Genomic DNA, 23,029 nt, shown 5'->3' on the forward strand with positions numbered 1-23,029 from the left:
ACTCAACCACGAAATACATTGCAACCAATTTGCAACAACATAACATTCAAAAAACAAAAACCATACTTTTGCAATGTAAAAACCCCCTTTTTGTACGCCAAAAACCATACTTTTGCACGGCAAAAACCATACTTTTGTATGGCGAATATGTAACGTACAGATAACGAACACGTTGCGAACATTCCGTGAATACCCAACCAACACCCACGAAATAACCCACGAACACTCCGCAAAATATACACATTCAACCACGAAACACCCACGAACCACTCCGTCAGGTGTAGGGGACCGATTCATCGCGCCCGTATCCTTATATTATCAAATATACATTTTCATTTCACCAAATACGTGTTTTCACATTATCAAATATGCGTTTCCATTCCCCATTTCGTGGATGTTTACGTATATGCGGGCACGATAAATCGGCCCCTACAGCTGCTAACGGATTGCCATTTCGCTGCTAACGGTTTGCCAAAATGCAACGAACACACCGTGAAAAATACACGAAACAGCCACAAAATACGTGGCGAACACTCCGCAAACACCCACGAACCACTCCGCCAGGCGTAGGGGCCGATTCATCGTGCCCGTATCCTTATATAATCAAATATACATATTCGTTTCACCAAATACGTGTTTAACCATTATTAAATACACATATTCATTTCACCAAATATGCATTTCCGTTTCATCATACACGAATATTCACATTATCAAATATGCGTTTCCATTCCTCGTTTTGTGGGTGTTTACATATATGCGGGCACGATAAATCGGACCCCTACGGCTGCTAACGGTCTGCCAATAACGTGGCTAACGGATTGCAATAACGCAATGTTCGAAAACGAAAATTACTCTTTTATATCGCAAAAAAGCAGGTTTATAAATAGAAAGAGCCTGTTTCGCATATCGAAACAGGCTCTTTTGTTTTTCTAAACATTATTCTTTGAATTGCAAAACAGCAATCGACGCATTGTTAAACCCTAATTGGACGGCATACCACAACAGCATTTCATTGTGTTTCTGCTATAACTTTGTGTTACATTTCGCTTAAATCTGCCGAACCACTAATATCCAATTAGGGATTAAACTACCGAGTGCCGTTAAGCCCTACCCATTAGTTGGCGTAAGGAGAAGTTCTCCACAAGCGTACAGGGGCACTCATAATGAAGTTCACCTTATACCTTGAATCACTCATAGCACCACCATCTGTTCTATTACCATCCGTAGGAACGTTTACATAAAGATAGTGTTGGAAGAAGCCACAAGTCTCGTTTCCGCCCTGCGAACCCATGAAAGCAACCGCCTGTTTAGGTAGAACACCACCCAATCCAAGCATTGCTCCGGTGCGATCAGAGCCCTTTGGATTATATCTTCCTGTGGTTGTTGTATTGTCAGGAGTCCAATATTGTGTACACTTTCCTAAGGTTGATGTGTCGTAATACCAGAACGTTTGGTTACCAGCAGAGGTAGAACTGTTCACTCCTGCGTATGGAAATATGCGTTTAGTATCGGTTGGATAGGTGGTACCATTACTTGGATCAGCCCAGAAATCCTCCGTATCTATGTCGTCCATATCCAGTACAAAGCGTGGACCAAGGTAGCGTTGGGTGAGCACAGCTGCCCCATTTACATCTTCGTAGCGTATGGTATAGCGATAGTTATTATTGTCTATCCATGTTGGATTGCCGTCAAGTCCTGCGCTAACTTGTCCTTGAGAAGCTGTTACATGCCCCATATAAACTTGGCCTTCTCCGCTATTGGTAATGTAATCGGGCTTTTTCGACATACCAATCATATAGGCAATAAGTTTGCCGTTGCTATCTTTCACACCCTTAGAATAGGAATGAAACACAAGTTTAGTGGTGCTCCAACCCGGTAATTTGGCAGGAGAAACAAAGCCAATAGCAAACTTATAGCTTGCACCAGCATTGCGGAAGCCAGCAAAACCATAGTATTGTGCAATGATGCTACGCCAGTATTCGTTGCCAGCAAACATATATCCAGACGGTATAGAAGCCAGTTTGTCGGTTATCTTTTCTGTGTTTGCAACATATTCTTGGTAAGTATAGCGTTTTGTATTAGCCACATTATAATCGTTATCAACCGACAATTCGGCATCAGTACCAAAGTTATCGTGTTTTGCTATGTAGCTTAATGGTGGGAATTTGTATACCACACTGCCCCTTGCCGGATAGTTAGCACCCGATGTATAAGGTTTTAACGAACCGTAAGCAGGTATCATATTGATGGACGAAGGCACAACTTTAGTAGCCGAACTGGTCTCTGTAGGCACAGCCATTAGTAGGAACTGTGTTTTAGCAACACGGTTTACGGTGTAATTAGTGCTTGTTGCAGATTCCTCATTATCACCATACAACTTCACAGCCTGTGTTTGTGGAGCCATCCAAACATATATGTAGCTGGGTGCTTCGCTATTATTTGGAACATTATCGAAGTTGTTTCCCGTTGCATCTTTTAGGAAAGTGTGGTCGTAATAAGTAAGTGCTGTATTGAATTTCTTATTTACATCGTTGTCAGCCTTAGCATCATTAGCCTTCTCTTCAGCATAGTTTGCAATGTATTCGCCCTTAATACGGAAGTGTTTTTTGGCAATAAGACCATCTGATCCTATCATTGCGTTGTCGGTTAATGGGCGTTGATAGAACTTAAAAGCCTTGAAAGCATCTTGGAAAGAGGGCGATGTTGCCGATGCAATATTGGCATCTTCTGTGTCAATTAAGTCGGTTGTTGGAACCTCATCAAATACTTTTAAGTCGAACTGACCGCACATAATGTTGCTTGTTATTATGCGAATGCCATTGTATTTAAAGCCAAATCCGGTTTTGTTAGTAACCTTTAGTCGAACAATTGAGCCAAATTGTTTAAAACGAACAGGGTCTTTTGCCTTAATAGTTTTATTGGTTTGGTTGGTTTCTAACTTACGCCAGCTGAACACGTATGGTATGTTTGCGCCCCATTTAACCTTGTTTCCAGCAACATCTCGTGCCACATGTCCTTCCACAAAACCATTAAATTTCACCTGATTAACACCAGGAAGAGGCTCTCCACCCAGTATTCCGCACACATACCATGTACCCTTACTGAGGTCGGTACCCGCCTTCATCTCGAACGTTTCGGTTGGTTCGAGCGTTAAATTTCCCCCTTTTGCGTAGGTCCATTTGGTAATAACCTTTGTTACAGGCTGTGTTGTGTCGGTGCTTTTAAATATTAATAGCACTGGCACTTTGGTACCATTGGCAAGTTCTGTGCCCTCGTTTGTACCCTTGTTGTATATACCTACGGGAGTAGGAAAGCCAGTGTTGTCGTCTGTTTCGTATCCAATGGCGTTGTTTGGAGGGTCTGCTCTAGTAGTAAGAGCAGGTTTGTCGGCTTGCATATTGCCGTCCATTGCCATCGAAACAGTAATACCTGGCAGGTTGTTTTCGTTGTTTGTATTGTCTATAATGTCCTTATCTGTACAGCTTGCAAATAGTAATGCGCATATTGCAAGGTATGAATAGAATAATTGTTTCATAAAAAATAAGTTGTAAAAAAGTCTTTTTGCAGGACGATTTTCGCCCTCCTATAGTTACAAAATTCTAGTAAAATTGGTTCGTTAAGGGTCTTGATCGTCTATTCCTCCCGTATTATCTTCGGGATCTGGTTCGTCATTTCCTGGGTCTAAGTGCCCATGTATCGGACTTCTTGCGTGGAAACCACCCTCCAAAAGTTCATCGGTGTAGAGGCTTAATACCTCAAATAAGGGCTTAACATACAGTTTCTTTGTTACCATAAATGTTGTTTTAAAATTCTTTTTTAAGTTATTTCCGTTAATCTGAATATACAAAACTACTAATGTTAGTGGTTTGAGCATCGTTTAAAGCCGTGGCTCTTTCTCAACAAAAGTTTGCTTCTATAGTCTCAGAATTCGGTGCAAAGTTAGATATTATATTCTCTTTTTCAGAACATTGGAATTTGTTTTAATGATAATTAAAGATGATTTTATAATTTTGTTTCGTTAATATTCTATAATAGTATTGTGTTTTTGACACACCATTAAGATATATAATGTATCTTTGCGATATCAAAATGATATTATAAAACATACGAAAACGGATTAAAATAATACGACTATGGAAAAGAAAGAATTTGCCTTTAAAGGCACAGTAGTGAATGGTTTTGCTATGCTAAGCCTAACGCTTGCATTGCTGTTGTGTGGCATTGCCAGTGCCATATATGGTTTTACGCAAGTAGACAACAATGCCAACGGAGGCTTAATTGTTGGTTTGGGTGTTGCCTTAATAGTGTGTATGATATGCGTAATGTGCGGTTTTGTGAAAATAGAACCTAACGAAGCTCGTGTAATGGTGTTCTTCGGACAATACAAGGGTACGTTTACCACTGTAGGTTTCCACTGGGTGAACCCCTTTATTAGTACAAAACGACTATCGTTTAGGGCACGAAACATAGACGCTGCCCCCATTAAGGTGAACGACAAAACAGGTAATCCGGTTTTAATTGGTATGATGTTGGTGTGGCGATTAAGGGATACTTACAAGGCAATATTCGAGATTGACTCTGAAGCAATGGCAACATCGGTAGACGAAAACGGCAAAGTTAATCCTGTAAGCAATATTATGATGGCATTCGAACGCTTTGTTCGCATACAAGGCGATGCGGCTTTGCGACACGTAGCTGGTCAATATGCATACGATAACACCGACGATGACAAGACAGCACAGACACTTAGAGACAACAGCGAAGAGATAAACAAACTGTTGGAACAGACGCTTGACGAACGATTAGATATGGCTGGAATAGAAATTATAGAGGCTCGCATTAACTATTTGGCATACGCTCCCGAGATAGCAGCCGTAATGTTGCGTCGCCAACAAGCCTCTGCCATAATCTCTGCCCGCGAAAAAATAGTGGAAGGAGCGGTTTCTATGGTAGACATGGCACTGAAAAAACTAGACAAAGAGAACGTTGTGGCTTTAGACGACGATAAGAAAGCGGCTATGGTGAGCAACCTTATGGTGGTGCTATGTAGCGAAAACGCCACCCAACCAGTGGTAAATTCGGGCACACTGAATATGTAAACCAAACATTATAGAGGCACTATGCCCACACCTTATATATATAAGAGCGTGCCGAGTGCCGTGCCTATGCACTGTAAAAACGTGTTGTTGGCATAAGCTAAAACTATATGGCAAAGAAAGAAAATAACACAAAAAGCTTTATTCTTAGGGTAGATGCTACCACAATGGGGGCAATAGAGAAATGGGCTGCCGATGAGTTTCGCTCCACAAACGGACAGTTACAGTGGATAATAACCGAAGCTCTGCGCAAAGCACACCGCCTTCCAAAGCAGCAACTAAGAGACAAAGCCGAAACAAAAACAACAAATACAGACAATGAAAACACCAATTGAAGATTTACGTTTACCTCGTACTACCGAATCGACACTATACGAAGTGGTGTCGGCAATTATGCTTCTGCTTGCATGGATAGCAGGCGTTATGGCAACAAATGCACACAGAAAGAATGGAGTAATTATTACTGTGCTACTTGTTTTTACTATTGTTGCGGCAATAGCACACTACATTTCATATCGGCCAGGTATGCGTTGGGCTAGCAACGACTTCCACCCTGCAAACGTTCGAGAGGCTATAGTGGTATCAAAGTTCTATCGTGTGTTTGCCATAGAACTAACATCGTTAGGTTTGGTTATGGCTCTTATGGCGTTGTGGGATATGAAATTCCACGAATCGTCCACAGTTTTCACAATAGTTATACTTGTTATTATAGCGGTAAACTATATGCTTACAGCAAGAAAACTAATGCGGATACGTGATGATGAGTGGCGAAAACAACAACAGAACAACCACAAAGAGTAATGTAGTTCCCCCTTCTTGCAATGCAAAAAGGGGGTTTTTGCAATGTAAAAGTATGGTTTTTGCACGCCAAAAACCATACTTTTGCAGCACAAAAAGGTGGTTTTTCGCAAAGCATTGTCATACAAACAGTTACGCAATATTGTTTTTCTCATATTTTGTTTCCACCGTAGGCATTGCAATCCGTAATATTTTGCAGATTACAACCAATTGTTTTTGTTGATGATGTGGGCGCGATGAATCAGCCCCTACGCCTTTCGGAATGTTCGCTGCGTATACATTGCGTAATAAATAACCCTTGCGGAATGCACGCTGCCGTATATTTTGCACAATGAATAAGCCATTTTGTTGCGTAACAGAACAACTTATTTGCCTCATTATTAATGCTTAACCATTGTTTACTTCTTCTTTTTCTTTCTCCAATGGAACAACTCTTTAAAGTTGGTAAAGTCTTTTTTCATAATCACACCTATGCCTTGTGTGTTGAGAGAGTTACGTGTAAAGTATCGATCGTTGGCTCTGTTGTAGAAGTTTAGTGCTATATTGCCGTTGGGCAATAGTAGATATTTAATATCGAAATCGCCAATGAAGGCAGATGTATTTGTAGCAACGTTGTCGCGATATCCAAATTCGCCGTTTATAAGTAGGCGGTTGTTAAGCAGACTTCCCGATAGTATGCCTTCGTATTCGGCATTACTAAAGCCATCGTTACCAGTGGCAATGTTTGCTCCAAAGTTCCAATGATTGTCCTTAATAACGTTAGAAAGCACGGTGTTTATTTGTTGCGAGATAGTTCCAGACAGTATGCTTTGCATTACGAGCGATGCTTGTTTGGGCTGATTGGGTGTGTTTGGATTGGCATTGTTGGCAGTTTGCGGATAGAAACGCCCCACAGCCAGTAGGTATAACACCTGTTGATTAAGGTCTTGTTCGGAGTTTAGCACCGATAGTACCATTTGTTTAGCATCGGCAGAAAGCTCTGGTAAGTTCAGATTAAAGGTAACAGATGGAGCTTCTGGTGTACCATTTATGTCTAATAAGCAGTCTACCTTCGTGTTGTTGGTGCGGAACGAGCTACCCATTTGCAGGTCGGATAGAGGCACAGAGTTAAGCGTATATCGTCCTTTAAGTGCGAGAGTGGCAGCATAAGGGTCGCCTCCGAATGCTATAAGCGAGCCTTCGTCGAATGCGAACTGCCTTTTTATAATGTTCTGAATGGTGAGATTGTATGCTCCACGACTCACATTATAGTTTCCAAAAATTTGGAAAGCCCCTTTGTTATAGTAGGTAGCACGAATAACCCCTGTACCATTTAGCGATATATTATCGCCAGTAGTCTCGTCCATTAGAACGCCCAATGTAAAGTCGGGAGTAGTGTTTATGAGGAAGTTAATGTGCAAATCGCTTGCTAAATTCTTCTTATATCCGTCTTCTGCAGGTCGTTTCAGCCATGTAGTGTCTTGCTTTAGAGAGGCTTGTAACGAGTCTGGTGTCATATCGCGCCATCTAATAAACGAGTTTTCGTCTATGGTGTTTTTTGCCGCATTGTATGTTATGAACGAGTTACGGTTAGGCGTTATATCCACATTCATAGTAATTTCGTGGTTGCGACCTATTATTTGGCATTCCCCAGAGGCATATATACGTCCCCAAAAAGTACCCGATGATGCCTTGCGAGCAAAGTTATAAGTAAGCAAATTGTTGGTTTGCACATCAATATCGAACGTTAAATGTCGCAAAGATTGGTGGTGCAATCCGCCCGTAAGCACCGCTTTGTGTCCTTCAGGGTCGGCAATGGTAATGTTGTTGAGGCTTATTTCGTTAGGAACAAGCGTAACCCTGCCATCTTGTACAATATATGTGGTGCCCAAAGGAGTTATGCGTACCGAGCCAGAAGCCAGCATATCGCCTTCGAGATTAACGTTATTAAGTGGTCCAACCACCTTTACCCAGCCATTTCCACGTAGGTTTATGTTGTCCATAAAGGTTCCACAGAACTTCTTTAAGAAGGTTAGTCGTGTGTCGTTTGCATATATTGGCAAATTTATATAGCTATGTCGCAAGTCTATATACCCCTCAATGTTAGTTGAAGCCCCCTCGTCTATGGTTTCAGCATCTATGTTTATGCGTCCTTCAGCATTAGAATAGTTAGCTTTTGCATATAGTATTCCCATATCGCCATGCTCAAATTGAAACTGTTTAACCGTGAGATTGGCATTGGCTTGTAGGTTATGGAAAACCGATTTTAGCACAACATTGCCCGAAGCAAGCCCATTAAAGCCCACGCTATGGAAGTTTGCAATGTCGAGAATGTATGGAACATCAATGTCTTTAAGCTGTACGGTGAGCGAATCGGCAGGGTTTCCCGATGTTAAACCATTAACAATAATGTGTTGTTCCTTATTAGAAAGTTCGAAATGCTGTATATTTAAATGGTTCTGAACATACGAAATTTCTGATGGTTGTACCTGTAAATCAATTGTATCAATGCGTATCTTAGACGGCGCAAAGTGTAAATGAGTAGCCAGTTTGTTACCCCTTTGTCGTTCAAATTGTGCAGAACAATCTATCTGTCCACGGAAAGTTTTCTGTGCAAAAGCATTGAATGACGATAGCGTATTTAGTTCGTTGTGTTGTGCAGTAGCTATGGTTTGCAGTGCAATACGCCGTCCTGCGCCATCTATCCATTCGCCTTTTATGCCAATGTTTAGTGCATTGTGGAGAGTGGAAAGTGCAAGAGAGATATTCTCGAAACGGTATTTTGCATAGTTGGCACGTGGTGCGGCAATGTTAAGCGACACGGTGTTGTTAGCCTCGTTTACGTCGCCTTTAAGCTGAAGCGATGGCGAAAGAGCAATTTTAAGTCCTGTTAGTTCGTGTAAAAGCTGTGTGTTTGTTATGTTAGCCTCTATGTGGAACACATTGTTAGCAGTGGTTTTGTTCCATCGGTGAGGTGTTTCAACGAGAGCAGGAAGATATGTGCCCACCACATTTTGCACACTTTGCACCATAGAAGTATAGTTGAAACGTCCTGAAATGGCGAGTGTTCCAAAGTCGGACAGTAGTTTTATGGACCTACCAGCAAGTTTATTATCGGCATTAAGTTCCAGATGGTTTAGCTTAAAGCTACGGTTGTTCGCCTCTTGCATTACAAAATTGTCGAGCGTAAGTTTACCAATCAGGTTGTTAAGCGTGGTTCCACTTCCAGCTAAAGTAGTGCGAAACGAGAGTGTACGATTGCCCAATGCGTTTGTAATGTGCATATTGTGCAGGTTTAAACGTTCGGCATTAATGCGTGCATTCACCCTTATTAATCCCTTTTTCTCTATAAACTTGCGAATGTTTCCCACCATACCATCAATGCTAAGTTTGCCATTGAGGTCGTTGATAGATGCTTTTCCGTTGAAAGTATCGTTAGTATAATCGCCATTTACGGCAATATTTCGGTAAGTGTAACCATTATAGTCGAAACGAGGAACAACCCCTTTTGCCTTGATATGGTGCAAATCGGACGTAGCTTCTACCTTTATATCGGCAGCAATAGAGCCAAGTTGCGATGATGTAAGAATGTTTCCGAGTGTGAAATGCGGTGTATACAGTTCGGCATTAATGGTTTTTCCACGCTGTAGAAAGTTTATGTTGGCATTGCCATGTGCAAGCAGAAGAGAGCCCTTTGCGTGTCGGTAGTTTCGTGTTCCTTGTGTTTTTCCTTTGAAACGCACATCTCCTAAGCGCATAACTTCGGCAGGCAACTTTAGTTGGAAGGCACTGTTAATGTGCTGAATAAGTTTACTTTTAAGAACCACCGACAGCGAATTCAACTTCCATGCTGGTTGTTTGGCAAGCTGCGAGAGCATACCTTTGCAGCTAATAGCAGCCTCGTTGTTTCCATAATGCAGTGCAAACGTTTTAAGTTTCAGCAGGTTAGCTGTTCCCGAAACATTTGTATTGAAATACAATTTCTGGTCGAAAGTAAGCAATGGAGGTAGCAAACAGGCAATATCGGCAGGTGTTAGATACGATTTTTCTGTGCGTAATTGGTGATAAGCAGTAGCAAAATTAAGTTTTTTATACCTATTATTAAAGCGCACAGAATAGAAAGGTACATTAATTTTAGACTGTGGCAGCTGAACAAAGAGCTGCGTTATGGTAGCTAATTGTTTATTAGCTTTCAGCTTAAAACGTAGATTTTGCACATTTAAACCCTGTTTTTCGTTGAACGAAAGACTATGTATTTGGGTGCAAATACGGCTATCTGTAAGCGTGTCAATATCAATATGCCCCGATATTTCGGTTACATTCAGGTGGTTAAGGTTTAGTTTATTGGGCGTGTTAGGAGCCGAAAGAAGGTCGTATCGCACGTTGCTGTGCCGTATAATAAGACTTTGAAGATTAAGGTCTAATGGAGTATGGCGAGTGGTATCGTGCGATTTTAGCGAGTCGATAAGGAATTGGAAGTTAGGTTTTTCGGTAGGAGAAGTTTGGTAGAGTAGGGCATTCAGTCCAAAAATCTGTGCCGACGAGATGCGCACCTTCCCCCCATTGATAAGCGAAAGAATGTCTATTTTGGCAGCAATACGCGATGCTTTCGCCATTTGCTTACCACTTTGGTCGTTAATAACAAGTCCGTCTACAATGAAATGGTTAAGAAACCCCAAGTCTACACGCTCTATTTTAACCTTTGTTCCTAACTTTTTTTCAAGTGCACCAGCAACCTGCGCACCCACGAAATGTTGCACAGACGAAAGGTGTAACAGTATAATTATAAGCAAATATAGCCCTATGGCTGTCCATACACCCCAACGAATAAGAGTCTTTAATATCTTCAAAGCGAGTGCAAAACTACTATTTTTCTGTTGCATAGTGAAATTAATGAAGCGAAAAGTTTTCTAAACTGATTAAAAATAGCTATATTTGCACACTCATTTAGTGACGTTTTCATTATTTAAATTTATGACAAAACAAATAAGGTTGCATAAGGGGTTAGACATAAAACTCAAAGGACGTGCTAAGGAAACGACTATGCCACAAGAATTATCGTCGGTGTATGGACTTGTACCAGACGACTTTGTAGGAATCATTCCGAGGCTAAAAGTAAAGCCAGGCGACCATGTAAAAGCGGGGGAGACGCTTTTTGTGAATAAGAATTCGGAGGAAGTAGGCTTTGCTTCTCCTGTAAGTGGTACCGTAAAATCGGTGGAACGAGGCGATCGCAGAAAGGTTTTATATGTAAGTATAGAACCCGATAGAGAGCAAGAATTTATTGATTTTGGCGTAAAAGATGTGCAAACACTCGATGGAGAAACAGTGAAAAATGCACTTTTAGAGGCAGGTTTGTTTGGTTATATCAACCAATTGCCCTATGCAGTGTCTACCACTCCCGACACAAAACCCAAGGCAATATTCGTATCAGCGCTAAGAGATAAGCCGTTAGCGGGCGACTTTGAATACGAATTAAAAGGACAAGAAGAAAGTTTTCAGGTAGGATTAACGGCACTTTCTAAGATAGCAAAGGTTTATTTATCTATTGGAATGCAGCAGAACAGCGATGCTTTAACAAAGGCAAAGAATGTAGAACTGACTGTATTTGATGGACCATGCCCAGCAGGAAATGTGGGTGTGCAGGTAAATCACCTATCTCCAGTAAACAAAGGAGAGGTGGTTTGGACGGTAGACCCAACGGCTGTTATATTCTTTGGAAAGCTATTTCTTACAGGAAAAGTAGACCTAACACGTGTTGTTGCCGTAGCAGGTAGCAAGGTGAAAGACCCAGTTTACGTGAAAGCATTAGTGGGAACACCCATTAAAGATATTGTTGCAGGACGACTAACAGGCACAGAACATGTGCGTATTCTAAACGGAAACCCACTAACAGGTACTATTGCAGACGATAAAAGTTTTCTTGGAGCACACACATCAGAGGTTGTGGCAATGCCAGAAGGCGACAATGTGAATGAATTTGCAGGTTGGATAATGCCTCGTTTCAACCAGTTCTCAACATCTCGAAGCTATTTTAGCTGGCTCTTTGGCAAGAATAAAGAGTACGACCTCGATGCGCGCATCAAGGGAGGAAAGCGTAATATAATTATGAGTGGTGAGTATGACGCTGTGTTACCAATGGATATATATGGCGAATATCTTGTTAAAGCCATTATAACAGGCAACATAGACAAGCAAGAAGAACTGGGAATATACGAAGTAAGCCCTGAAGATTTTGCTTTGGCAGAGTTCGTTGATAGTTCAAAACAACCATTACAACAAATTGTGCGCAATGGTTTGAACACACTACGAAAGGAGAATGCGTAAATACACCTTATATTATAATAGAGAATTAACAACTTTAAGAGATACAATATGAGCTTAAGAAATTGGCTTGATAAGCTGCGTCCGCAATTCGAAGAAGGCGGAAATTGGCATGCTTTCAAGAGTATCTACGATGGTATGGACACCTTTCTGTATGTTCCAAACGAAACATCAAAGAGCGGAACATCTATTCATGATGCCATCGATTCTAAGAGAATAATGAGTATTGTGGTTATTTCGTTAATACCTGCAATGCTGTTTGGAATGTACAATATAGGTTATCAAAATGCATTAGCTGCCGGCAAACTAGGCGAAGCAACCTGCATGGGAATGTTTCTGTATGGCGCTTTAATGCTGTTACCAAAAATTTTAGTATCCTATATTGTGGGTCTGGGAATTGAATTTGCCTGGGCACAGTGGAAAGGCGAAGAGATTCAGGAAGGCTATTTGGTAAGTGGTATTCTTATTCCACTTATAGTTCCCATAACATTACCCCTTTGGATGTTGGCTTTAGCAGTGGCTTTTGCTGTGATATTCACAAAGGAAATATTTGGTGGAACAGGTATGAACACCTTTAATGTGGCACTTGCCGCACGTGCATTCCTCTTCTTCTCTTATCCAGGGAGTATGACTGGCGATAAGATTTGGGCAGCTACTAATCAGATTTGTGGGCTTGGCTACACGCTTCCTGACGGATTTACAATGGCAACACCATTGGGCGAGGTTGCTCAAGGTGCCTCTGTAAATGCTTCAGTATGTGATATGGTGCTTGGATTAATACCCGGTTCGGTGGGCGAAACATCTGTCATCGCCATCGCTATCGGTGCTATTATATTGATTTGGACGAACATTGCAAGTTGGAAAACTATGTTTAGCGTGTTTGTTGGTGGCATTGTAATGGCACTAATATTTCATTCAACAGGAGCAAGTCCACTGCAATGGTACGAACATATAGTATTAGGAGGCTTCTGTTTTGGTGCAGTCTTTATGGCTACCGACCCTGTTACCTCTGCAAGAACAGAGCAAGGCAAATGGATATATGGCTTCTTAATAGGTGCTATGGCAGTTATTATTCGTGTATTGAACCGTGGTTATCCAGAAGGAATGATGCTTGCCATACTCTTTGGCAATATGTGCGCTCCTCTAATAGACTATTGTGTGGTTCAATCTAATATAAACAAGCGTGCTAAACGTGCTAAAATGTAAGGAGAGAATACCAAATGAAGACTAATAGCAATTCGTATACAATCATCTATTCTGTTGTTCTTGTGCTTATTGTAGCATTCTTGCTTGCTTTTGTTTTTCAGGCATTACGCCCACAGCAAGACGCTAATGTGCGCTTAGACCACCAGAAACAAATTCTGTTTGCACTAAATCAAGACCGTAATATGTCTGATGAAACAGCACAAAAGCTTTGGCATCAAATTATTATTGCCGACGATATTATAGACGCAAATGGAAAAGTAGTGAAACAAGGAACACAAGGCGGTGTAGATGCAGGCTTTAAGCTGAATAGCAAAGATGCTAAAGAAGGTAAACTGGCGCTATTCCGTTGTAAGGTAGATGGACAAGATAAGTATGTTATACCAGTATATGGTAACGGACTATGGGGACCTATTAACGGATTTATAGCCCTGAATGGAGATAAAACAACCATATTCGGTGTGTACTTTAACCACGAAAGTGAAACTGCCGGACTGGGTGCAGAAATAAAAGATAACAAAGCTTGGCAAGATAAATTCAAGGGTAAAAACATCTTAGATGCACAAAAACAACATATAATTTTTAGTGTAACAAAGAAGGTAGAACAGCCAAACAATCAGGTAGATGCCGTTACTGGAGCTACTTTAACAAGTAATGGCGTTTCTGAAATGTTCCACAACGAGAAAGGTGGACTAGCCCCATACATTAAGTTTCTTACAGAAAAGTAATATTGAGAAATAAATTAATATAAAACAAAAAGATTATGAGTTTGTTCTCAAAACAAAATAGAGAGGTTTTTATAAACCCATTAAACCTCGACAACCCTATACTTGTTCAAGTGTTAGGTATATGTTCGGCTTTGGCTGTAACCTCTCAATTAAAGCCATCTATAGTAATGGGATTAGCCGTAACCATTATTACGGGCTTCTCGAATGTGATTATTTCAATTATCAGAAAAACCATTCCTAACCGCATTCGTATTATCGTTCAGCTGGTTGTTGTGGCTGCTTTGGTAACCGTTGTAAGCCAAATATTGAAGGCGTTTGCCTACGATGTTAGCGTGCAATTGTCGGTTTATGTGGGTCTTATCATTACAAACTGTATTTTGATGGGACGTTTAGAGGCTTTCGCTATGACCAATAAGCCTTGGCCAAGCTTCCTCGATGGAATAGGAAATGGGTTAGGCTATGCGCTCATTTTGATATTAGTAGGAGCCTTCCGCGAATTCTTTGGACGTGGAAGCTTACTTGGTTTTAAGATAATTCCACAAAGTTTCTACGATATGGGATATGTAGACAACGGTATGATGGCTATGCCTGCAATGGCGTTGATTCTACTTGGTTGTGTAATATGGGCTCATCGAGCATTTTTCTATAAGGGAGAAGGAAAATAATTATGGAACATTTAGTTAGCTTATTCTTCAGGTCCATCTTTGTGGACAATATGATTTTCGCATTCTTCTTGGGAATGTGTTCATTCTTAGCCGTATCTAAAAACGTTAAAACATCGTTCGGATTGGGTGCAGCCGTAACTTTCGTGTTAGCTGTTACAGTGCCTGTTAACTATTTGTTACAGACTAAAGTGCTCGGACCCGATTGTCTAATAGAAGGTGTAGACCTCTCTTATCTTAGCTTTATTCTCTTCATTGCCGTTATTGCTGGTATTGTGCAGATAGTAGAGATGGCTGTAGAGCGATACTCACCATCACTATACGGCGCATTAGGAATATTCCTTCCGCTCATCGCAGTGAATTGTGCTATCATGGGAGCAAGCCTCTTTATGCAGCAACGCATAGGTCTCGACCCTGCAAGCTCGCAATATATAGGCTCTGTTTGGGACGCCCTCATCTACGGACTCGGCTCTGGCATTGGCTGGTGTTTGGCAATTGTGCTGATGGGAGCTATACGCGAAAAAATGGAATACTCTGATGTTCCAAAACCTTTGCAAGGACTTGGCATTACATTTATCACCGTGGGACTTATGGCTTTGGCTATGATGTGCTTCTCAGGACTTAAAATTTAGAATACAAAAATGGCAGAGTTTATATTATACAGCATTGCTGTTTTCTTGGTTACAATACTTTTTTTGGTTGTACTTCTACTTGTTGCAAAGAAGTATTTAAGCCCGAGCGGAAAGGTTAAGATAACCATTAATGGTGAAAAAGAATTAGAAGTGGAACAAGGTGGCACCATTCTGGCTACACTAAACGAAAATGGAGTGCACCTGCCTTCAGCATGTGGAGGTAAAGGAAGCTGCGGTCAGTGTAAGTGCCAAGTACTGGAAGGAGGCGGAGAAATACTCGATTCGGAACGCCCACACTTTTCTCGTAAAGAGATAAAAGACCATTGGCGTCTGGGCTGTCAGGCTAAAGTGAAAGGAAATCTCTCTATGAAAGTACCCGAAGCCGTATTGGGCGTTAAAGAATGGGAATGTACTGTTATTTCAAACTCTAATGTATCGTCGTTCATTAAAGAGTTTAAAGTGGCATTACCTCCAGGCGAACACATGGACTTTGTGCCAGGTTCGTACGCACAAATACGCATTCCAAAGTACAATTGCATAGACTACAACAAAGACTTCGATAAAGAACTCATTGGAAAAGAATATCTTCCAACATGGGAAAAGTTCAATTTGTTCTCGCTAAAAGCTAGCAACCCCGACGACACAGTGCGTGCTTACTCTATGGCGAACTACCCTGCAGAAGGCGATATAATTACGCTTACCGTGCGCATTGCTACTCCGCCATTCTTGCCACGCCCACAAGTAGGATTCCAAAATGTACCTTCTGGTATTGGTTCATCATACATCTTCAGCCTAAAACCTGGCGATAAAGTAATGATGAGTGGTCCCTACGGAGAGTTTGCACCTAATTTCACATCAGGAAAAGAAATGATATGGATTGGTGGTGGAGCAGGTATGGCTCCGTTGCGTAGCCAAATTATGCACATGTTGTGCACATTGCACACTCGCGATAGAGAAATGCACTTCTTCTACGGAGCACGTTCGCTAAGCGAAGCATTCTTCCTTGACGACTTCTGGAAACTCGAAAAAGAATATCCAAACTTCCACATGCACCTCTCGCTCGACCAGCCAGACCCTGTAGCAGATGCTGAAGGCGTGAAGTATTATCAGGGATTTGCAGTGAACTGCATACGAGACACTTATCTGAAAAACCACGAAGCACCAGAAGATTGTGAGTATTATCTATGCGGACCTCCTATGCTTATTAAGACTGTTACCGACTATCTTGACAGCCTTGGCGTAGAGAAAGACGCTATTCGATTCGACGACTTCGGATAAAAACAAAACATTCAAAACGAACTTTTAATTTTTTCATACATATTAAAAGGTGTCTGCATGCGATATGTAGACACCTTTTCTGTTTCTCACCCTCCTCCCACTTCGTTCTAAAACAATGACTTATAACTTCTTAAGAAAACTACACACCCTTCTTCCTCAAACAACTAACCTCCCGTAATTGTTCCTCATAAGTTTGCTACCCACAATGTTTAGTCATTGTAGCCAAACAATAGAAACCACAATACACATAGCATTACACCTTTTTTTTATAAATCTCATCTCAATAAATCTCTTTCAGCTGCAACAACCCCACGTTATAAAGGCTGAAACTTGTTGTTACGTCTAATTTGGAAAAAACAGATATCTGAAACGCAACTGACAGATATCTGAAACGCAACTGACAGATATCTGAAACAAAAGATACTACCGCCTGGCTGAGTTTTCCTAATTTCTGAGAGAGCTATTTTATTTGCAAATACCTGCAAACATAGCATACAAATTATCTATTTATGGTAGTGTCTAAAAAAGTGTGTAAGCCCATATTTTTCTTCTCTTTGCATTTGAGAACAACAAAATAAATAAACAATGGAACTTACACAATTACAAATTTCGGAAATTCTTTCTAATTACACAAGCAGCAGCGAAGGTTTTGTCCTAGTGAGGGAGATATATGCTGGAAGGAAGAACTTGAAGTGTTGAAAGAACGAGGAGTTACTCAAATAGACTTAGTAGTATCTGATGCACTTCAAGGAATAGAGAATGCTGTTTGTGCAGCTTTCCCCCAGGCATCTCATCAGTTTTGTGTAGCTCACGTCAAGCAACAAATACTAAATTGTGGATAAACCGCAGATGGCAGAAGAACTAAATGAGGTCTTTACTTAAGAATACAAAGAGATGCAATCTTTGTTGGTATATGAACAATTACAACAAACATTTATCCCACAGTCACCATAATCATGGCGACATGGATCATTCAAAACATGAGCACGTAAGCACGGAAGAACATGGAGACTATAAGGATCAACATCAAGAACATCATGCTGGGCATGACCACAGCGGGCACAGTGGGCATGATCACAGCGGGCACGGTGGGCATGAGCATCATCATCACGGTAACTTTAAGGAACTTTTCTTAAAGTCATTGCCAATAGGAATCATTATTATGCTCTTATCCCCTATGGCTGGGTTTGAACTACCATTCCAGTTTGCTTTTCCATATTCTGATATTGTAGTAGCTATTTTATCTACTATATTAATTATTTATGGTGGACGTCCATTCTATCAAGGGGCAGTTGACGAATTTAAACAAAAAGAACCTGGAATGATGGCTCTCGTTTCTTTAGGTTTAAGTGTTTCATATTTATATAGTATTTATACTGTAATAGCAAGCTACGTAACAGGTGTACAAATTATGGATTTTTTCTTTGAATTTGCTTCATTACTATTAATTATGCTATTAGGTCACTGGATTGAGATGAAAGCTATTGGAGAAGCAGGAGACGCACAAGCAGAATTGGCTAAGTTAGTGCCGAAAGATGCTCACGTTGTATTAGAAGACGATTCAATTGAAACACGACCAGTTGCTGACTTAAAGGTAGGTGATTTAATTCGAGTTCAAGCTGGAGAAAATGTGCCAGCAGACGGGATTATCGAGCGTGGCGAATCACGTTTAAATGAAGCTCTTCTAACTGGGGAGTCAAAAGCAGTAAAAAAAGGCCCTGGCGATGAAGTAATCGGAGGCTCAACAAATGGAGAAGGGGTTCTTTATATTAAAGTGAATGAGACAGGTGATCAATCCTTCATCTCTCAAGTTCAGAATTTAATCAGCCAAGCTCAAAGTCAGCCTTCCAGAGCAGAAAATATTGCTCAAAAGGTTGCAGGGTGGCTCTTCTATATTGCTGTTATTGTCGCGCTAATTGCTTTTGTAGTGTGGATGATTATTGGAGATATCCCAACGGCAGTTATATTTACTATTACTACATTAGTTATTGCTTGTCCTCACGCTTTGGGTCTAGCTATTCCATTGGTCACCGCCCGTAGCACAAGCTTAGGGGCAAGTCGTGGCTTACTAGTAAAAGACCGCCAAGCCTTAGAAATAGATCAAGATGCAGATGTGATAATTTTAGATAAAACGGGTACTTTAACAACTGGTGAATTTAAAGTATTAGATGTAAAACTTCTTAATGACAAATATACAAAAGAGGAAATCATTGCCTTATTGGCAGGTATTGAAGGAGGATCTAGCCACCCAATTGCTCAATCAATTATAAGGTTCGCCGAGCAGCAAGATATACGTCCAGCATCTTTTGATTCGATTGATGTGATTTCCGGTGCTGGCGTAGAAGGCAAAGCCAAGGGCCATAGTTACCAATTAATCAGCCAAAAAGCCTACGGACGTAATCTGGATATTCCAAAAGGAGCAACTCTCAGTGTCTTAGTAGAAAACGATGATGCTATTGGTGCTGTAGCTTTAGGGGATGAATTAAAACCAACGAGCAAAGAGTTAATTAAAGTTCTTAAAAAGAACAATATTCAACCAATTATGGCAACAGGTGATAATGAAAAAGCAGCTCAAGGAGCGGCAGAAGATTTAGAGATTGAATATAGATCAAATCAATCTCCACAAGACAAATATGAGTTGGTTAAAACACTTAAAGATGAAGGAAAGAAAGTTATCATGGTAGGTGACGGTGTCAATGATGCTCCTTCTCTTGCCTTGGCAGATGTTGGTATAGCTGTAGGCGCTGGAACCCAAGTGGCGTTGGATTCAGCTGATGTCATCTTGACTCAATCTGATCCAGGAGATATTGAATCATTTATTGAATTAGCACACAAGACAACTCGTAAAATGAAACAAAATCTCTTTTGGGGAGCTGGTTATAACATTATAGCTATCCCTCTAGCTGCAGGAATTTTGGCTCCTATTGGTATCACATTAAGCCCTGCATTAGGAGCAATTCTAATGTCTGTGTCAACAGTCATCGTCGCCATTAATGCTATTTTATTAAGTTTAGATCCAAAAAATAACGGTTAACAGATCGAATGATTGAAACTCCTTAAAGTATCAATATACAATAGTTTTACAGGAGAAAAAGAGATGTAAGTACTGGCTCTTTGTAAAATCGTGTTGGTAGAAGTAGACGATTTTTCTACCAACACGATTTTTAATTTATTATAAAACTGATTTCTTTTAAAATCCTATAAGCCATTGATTTTATATGTTTTATAGCTTGTTATTCTATTTTCTTGACATCAATACTACAGTCTCAACCCCTATGGTTATGGGGAACATATCCACGCTCGTAGATGGAAACATATCAAAGATTGGCTCTCGTTTGTAGGAACATATCGACTGTAATTATTTCATTTTCAAGCCTTTATCGATAGCTTCCTGAATAATCTTATGACAACAAACTCCCAACGGATTGTTTTCTTTACAATTAGAATTTTTCATTGCCCCAGTGATGGCATTTACTTCTTTTACGGATTTCGCGCCATGCTTTACAACTGCTTCAATTACCTGATTTTCTGTGACTTCGCTACAATAACAAGCATACTTAGGATCTGCATCTTTCTTAAACCAGATAGGAACTCTAACTTGGTCTTTCAAGAATTTTATTTCATTATCTAAGTTATAGTAAACAACGTCGCAGTCCTCGTTCATGCAAATCTTATATTGATCTCCGTTAACAGCATTACGATAATCATCTACCACTAGATGTTCAACAGTTACTTTACTAACGGAAATCCCTTCATTATTACATACAGGACAATTGTCTTTAATTTGATCCGGCTTTTCTGTTTTGCATCCACAACAACATTCATTATTAATCTTCATATTCTTAGCCTCCATATTTTCATTATAATTTCTTTTTTAAACTAGGTAAAACCAATTTTGTAGAGTCCAACAGCAAATGCAAATTTATGGAAAGTTTTCGAAGAATTTGTATTTAGGGGTATCAAAATTTAATTTTTCTCTTGGTCTTCTGTTTATTTTCTTTTGTATTTCCATTATTTTTCGGTCAGAGAAATCGTTGAAGTTTGCCTTTTTTGGTATGTACCTTCTAATGAGTTTATTTGCGTTCTCTACAGCACCTTTCTGCCAGGAGGAGTAAGAATCGGTGAAGTAAACCACCACCGGATTTCTTCCATTCATGCTGAGCCGCCTTGTTATTTCCTCGTGTGCGGCAAACTCACATCCATTGTCAGTGGTAATGGTAAGCAGTGATTCCCTATATGGAAAGAGCAATTTTGCCACGGTCTTTGCCGTTGGTAACGCCTTCCGTCCCTGCGGCAGTCTTTCCATGAGAATGTAGTTAGTCGAGCGTTCCGTTAAGGTGACAATGGCATGACCGTACGAGTCGACGATAGTGTCCAGTTCCCAGTCTCCGAAGCGCGTGCCGTCAGCCTGCATTGGTCTCTGGTGTATGCTTATACGGTTAGGGATATTGGTAGCCTTCGTAGGACGCAACGCCTTGCTCCTCTTTGTGTATTTGAGCCTATGTGGCATATGTGAAGCAAGTTTTCCGGTGGTGTCTGCATGGACGTGGTTGTAGATGGTCTGCTTCACGATGTGAATACCCTCACGTCTGAGCACGCCTGCAATTTGGCTGGGAGACCAGTCCTCATCCTCTATCATGCGGTCAACACGCCACCATAAGTCCTCAGGCTTGCGGTGATTGCCTTTAAAGCCGTGCTTGCGGGCTTCGCACTTGGATTGTGCATACTTCCACACATGCGTGCCGTCTGGCTTGGAGTTTCGCCTGATTTCACGGATGACCGTTGAGCAGGACACTTCGATTTCCCTTGCTATACGGGATTTGCTCCATTTCCTTTGAAGTCCAAGATAGATTTCGTATCTTTGTGCTTCGATTAGTTGATTTGACATAGCAATACAAAATTAATTAATCTTAGGGAGATTTCGGTCTCCCTTTTTTTATTTGTATTGCTGATTGTTTCTTTACCTCGCCGAGAGATGCAGACAACCTCTCGCTACGCTTCGAGAACGTCTGCATCTCTCGGCGAGGGGTACTCTTTTATTGCACTTCGATTTTGAATCTGCACAAGAGTCATTCTGTGTAAAATCATGGAATATAAAACAGCGCAAACTCCACCTGTCTGCGTTTAACTAACCCATTCAAGGCTTTTCCCTTATATTGGCAGAACGAAACATACTCCCGATAAATATTTCTATCTCCAGCCTCTATCTTTCGCAGCAACTTACTCTTAGGGTGTTTGCCATATCCGAGCAGTCGCCCCATACCCACATTATAGGCAAGCAAGGTCAGCAGCAGGGCATCCTTACCATAGCCTTTGAAGTGTTCAAAGCATTTCCAAAGGTCGGCACGGAGCAGTGAGTCAGCCTGCCGTTCCGTCATATCCGCAGTGAAACGTTCTCCTGGTTGCAGCTGATGCCCATACCCAACATACGGATAATTCTTCCAGCCGTGCAGTCCCTCAAAATATTTCACAACGACCACAGCACGCTCAAAAGGTGGCAAGTCCGCCAGCCGCACCCTGCGCTGGGCAAGGGTCGGCTGACAGAACAGGCAGAATACACAAAGTAAAATGAAAGAATTTATCGTTCGCATCCATTATGTTATTAGTGGCGAGAAGATGCAGGCTTCTTGCCCTCCTCACGCTCATTGTTGAAACTAAAGGTTAGCTGCTGAACCTTACCGAAACTATCCTCCACATATACATCAATTGTCTGGCGGTCGGCTGAGAACGAGGTGTAGTATAAGCGGAACACATCTTTTGTGAGTGGATATCGGTCGTTCGGCTTGAAGACTGTGCCGTTATCATTTCTTAGCAAGCCCTTGCCGTCAGACTGGAAGTAACGTATCGTATAGCGAGTGTCGGCAAGCTCACCACCTCGCTTCAGTGTGCAGCGTATCTCAGCTGTCTGCCCTCTTATGATGTCCTTCTGAACCGGCATTGTCTCCACCGTAAACGGATAAGACTGCTGAACATCCAAATCCCTATCACAAGCAGATAGGCAAAACACGGCAAGGGTCAGCACACCCATTACCCAAATCGTATTCAATATCTTCTTCATCTTTTCTTCTACTTAAAAGTTAAACCTTAGTCCTGCTGAAACAGCCGGACGAAAACAATGCACGTCCGTTCCAAAGAGGAAACGTCCCTGCGCCTTTATAAGAAAGAGAATCCTATCCGTTAGGAACACTTCCATCGAACCATATACGGCACCACCATAGATAAAGCGGGAGCGGTCGAGCAGCGTCGCCCCGTCGGGCAGCAGCTTCTTGTCCTTGTTCAGCTGCTCATAGCCACCCAAGGCGGCATTGCAGAGCACCGACAACGTG

At 41.2% G+C, this 23,029-nt stretch carries 18 protein-coding genes and 2 pseudogenes; 11 read left to right on the top strand and 9 right to left on the bottom strand.

Annotated elements, in window-relative coordinates; translation table 11 throughout:
- Positions 1-1,117: 1,117 nt before the first annotated feature.
- Positions 1,118-3,538: a hypothetical protein gene (locus DX009_RS11210; RefSeq protein WP_115084142.1), complete on the bottom strand. Its 2,421-nt coding sequence runs from the start codon at positions 3,536-3,538 to the stop codon at positions 1,118-1,120.
- An 81-nt stretch (positions 3,539-3,619) separates the two neighbouring features.
- Complete coding sequence (locus DX009_RS11215; protein WP_181792365.1) at positions 3,620-3,796, bottom strand: hypothetical protein; 177 nt, start codon at positions 3,794-3,796, stop codon at positions 3,620-3,622.
- Positions 3,797-4,136: 340 nt separating this feature from the next.
- Here DX009_RS11215 and DX009_RS11220 point away from each other — a divergent pair, with 340 nt between their 5' ends.
- From DX009_RS11220 to DX009_RS11230, 3 genes are all read left to right on the top strand, one after another.
- Entirely contained in the window at positions 4,137-5,102 is a 966-nt protein-coding gene (locus tag DX009_RS11220; RefSeq protein ID WP_115084144.1) for an SPFH domain-containing protein, read from the top strand.
- A gap of 107 nt (positions 5,103-5,209) precedes the next feature.
- Positions 5,210-5,434: a type II toxin-antitoxin system antitoxin gene (locus DX009_RS11225; RefSeq protein ID WP_115084145.1), complete on the top strand. Its 225-nt coding sequence runs from the start codon at positions 5,210-5,212 to the stop codon at positions 5,432-5,434.
- Positions 5,418-5,900 (top strand): hypothetical protein, encoded by a 483-nt coding sequence (locus DX009_RS11230; protein WP_115084146.1) that lies wholly within the window; start codon positions 5,418-5,420, stop codon positions 5,898-5,900. Before DX009_RS11225 ends, DX009_RS11230 begins: the two co-directional genes overlap by 17 nt.
- A 129-nt stretch (positions 5,901-6,029) precedes the next feature.
- On the opposite strand, the gene DX009_RS11235 is transcribed toward DX009_RS11230, so the two are convergent.
- Positions 6,030-6,275 (bottom strand): hypothetical protein, encoded by a 246-nt coding sequence (locus tag DX009_RS11235; RefSeq protein WP_115084147.1) that lies wholly within the window; start codon positions 6,273-6,275, stop codon positions 6,030-6,032.
- A 20-nt stretch (positions 6,276-6,295) separates the two neighbouring features.
- A complete protein-coding gene (locus DX009_RS11240; protein ID WP_115084148.1) occupies positions 6,296-10,759 on the bottom strand; it encodes a translocation/assembly module TamB domain-containing protein in 4,464 nt (1,487 codons plus the stop codon).
- Positions 10,760-10,850: 91 nt separating this feature from the next.
- Between DX009_RS11240 and DX009_RS11245 the strand changes: the two genes are divergently transcribed.
- The 8 genes and pseudogenes from DX009_RS11245 (at position 10,851) to DX009_RS11285 (ending at position 19,737) form a co-directional block, all read left to right on the top strand.
- Positions 10,851-12,203: a Na(+)-translocating NADH-quinone reductase subunit A gene (locus DX009_RS11245; RefSeq protein ID WP_115084149.1), complete on the top strand. Its 1,353-nt coding sequence runs from the start codon at positions 10,851-10,853 to the stop codon at positions 12,201-12,203.
- A gap of 48 nt (positions 12,204-12,251) precedes the next feature.
- Positions 12,252-13,406 carry an NADH:ubiquinone reductase (Na(+)-transporting) subunit B gene (locus tag DX009_RS11250; protein WP_115084150.1) on the top strand — a complete coding sequence of 385 codons (1,155 nt, stop codon included), beginning with the start codon at positions 12,252-12,254 and terminating at the stop codon, positions 13,404-13,406.
- A 14-nt stretch (positions 13,407-13,420) separates the two neighbouring features.
- Positions 13,421-14,131 (top strand): NADH:ubiquinone reductase (Na(+)-transporting) subunit C, encoded by a 711-nt coding sequence (gene nqrC / locus DX009_RS11255; RefSeq protein ID WP_115084151.1) that lies wholly within the window; start codon positions 13,421-13,423, stop codon positions 14,129-14,131.
- Between the two features lie 35 nt (positions 14,132-14,166).
- A complete protein-coding gene (locus DX009_RS11260) occupies positions 14,167-14,796 on the top strand; it encodes an NADH:ubiquinone reductase (Na(+)-transporting) subunit D (RefSeq protein WP_006045882.1) in 630 nt (209 codons plus the stop codon).
- Between the two features lie 2 nt (positions 14,797-14,798).
- The gene (gene nqrE / locus DX009_RS11265; RefSeq protein WP_006045883.1) at positions 14,799-15,425 is read left to right on the top strand and encodes an NADH:ubiquinone reductase (Na(+)-transporting) subunit E; all 627 of its coding nucleotides are present in this window, start codon (positions 14,799-14,801) and stop codon (positions 15,423-15,425) included.
- 9 nt (positions 15,426-15,434) lie between these two features.
- Positions 15,435-16,703 (top strand): NADH:ubiquinone reductase (Na(+)-transporting) subunit F, encoded by a 1,269-nt coding sequence (gene nqrF, locus DX009_RS11270; RefSeq protein ID WP_006045884.1) that lies wholly within the window; start codon positions 15,435-15,437, stop codon positions 16,701-16,703.
- A 653-nt stretch (positions 16,704-17,356) separates the two neighbouring features.
- Positions 17,357-17,582, top strand: a pseudogene (locus DX009_RS11280) (transposase); the annotation flags it as partial.
- Between the two features lie 34 nt (positions 17,583-17,616).
- Complete coding sequence (locus tag DX009_RS11285) at positions 17,617-19,737, top strand: heavy metal translocating P-type ATPase (RefSeq protein WP_115084152.1); 2,121 nt, start codon at positions 17,617-17,619, stop codon at positions 19,735-19,737.
- Between the two features lie 324 nt (positions 19,738-20,061).
- Here the strand turns inward: DX009_RS11285 and DX009_RS11295 are convergent, their stop codons facing one another.
- The 5 genes and pseudogenes from DX009_RS11295 to DX009_RS11315 all read right to left on the bottom strand — a co-directional run.
- Positions 20,062-20,556, bottom strand: coding sequence for a Csac_0668 family 2Fe-2S cluster-binding (seleno)protein (locus DX009_RS11295; RefSeq protein WP_002846217.1), 495 nt, complete (start codon positions 20,554-20,556; stop codon positions 20,062-20,064).
- A 69-nt stretch (positions 20,557-20,625) separates the two neighbouring features.
- Positions 20,626-21,591, bottom strand: a complete 966-nt coding sequence (locus DX009_RS11300; RefSeq protein WP_004336252.1) for an IS30 family transposase — start codon at positions 21,589-21,591, stop codon at positions 20,626-20,628.
- A 196-nt stretch (positions 21,592-21,787) separates the two neighbouring features.
- Complete coding sequence (locus DX009_RS11305; protein WP_006045888.1) at positions 21,788-22,294, bottom strand: glycoside hydrolase family protein; 507 nt, start codon at positions 22,292-22,294, stop codon at positions 21,788-21,790.
- Between the two features lie 11 nt (positions 22,295-22,305).
- Positions 22,306-22,761 carry a DUF3872 domain-containing protein gene (locus DX009_RS11310; RefSeq protein ID WP_115084153.1) on the bottom strand — a complete coding sequence of 152 codons (456 nt, stop codon included), beginning with the start codon at positions 22,759-22,761 and terminating at the stop codon, positions 22,306-22,308.
- A 12-nt stretch (positions 22,762-22,773) separates the two neighbouring features.
- Positions 22,774-23,007, bottom strand: a pseudogene (locus DX009_RS11315) (conjugal transfer protein TraO); the annotation flags it as partial.
- Positions 23,008-23,029 lie beyond the last annotated feature (22 nt).

The organism is Prevotella pallens (genome assembly GCF_900454935.1).
Classification (GTDB): Bacteria; Bacteroidota; Bacteroidia; order Bacteroidales; family Bacteroidaceae; genus Prevotella; species Prevotella pallens.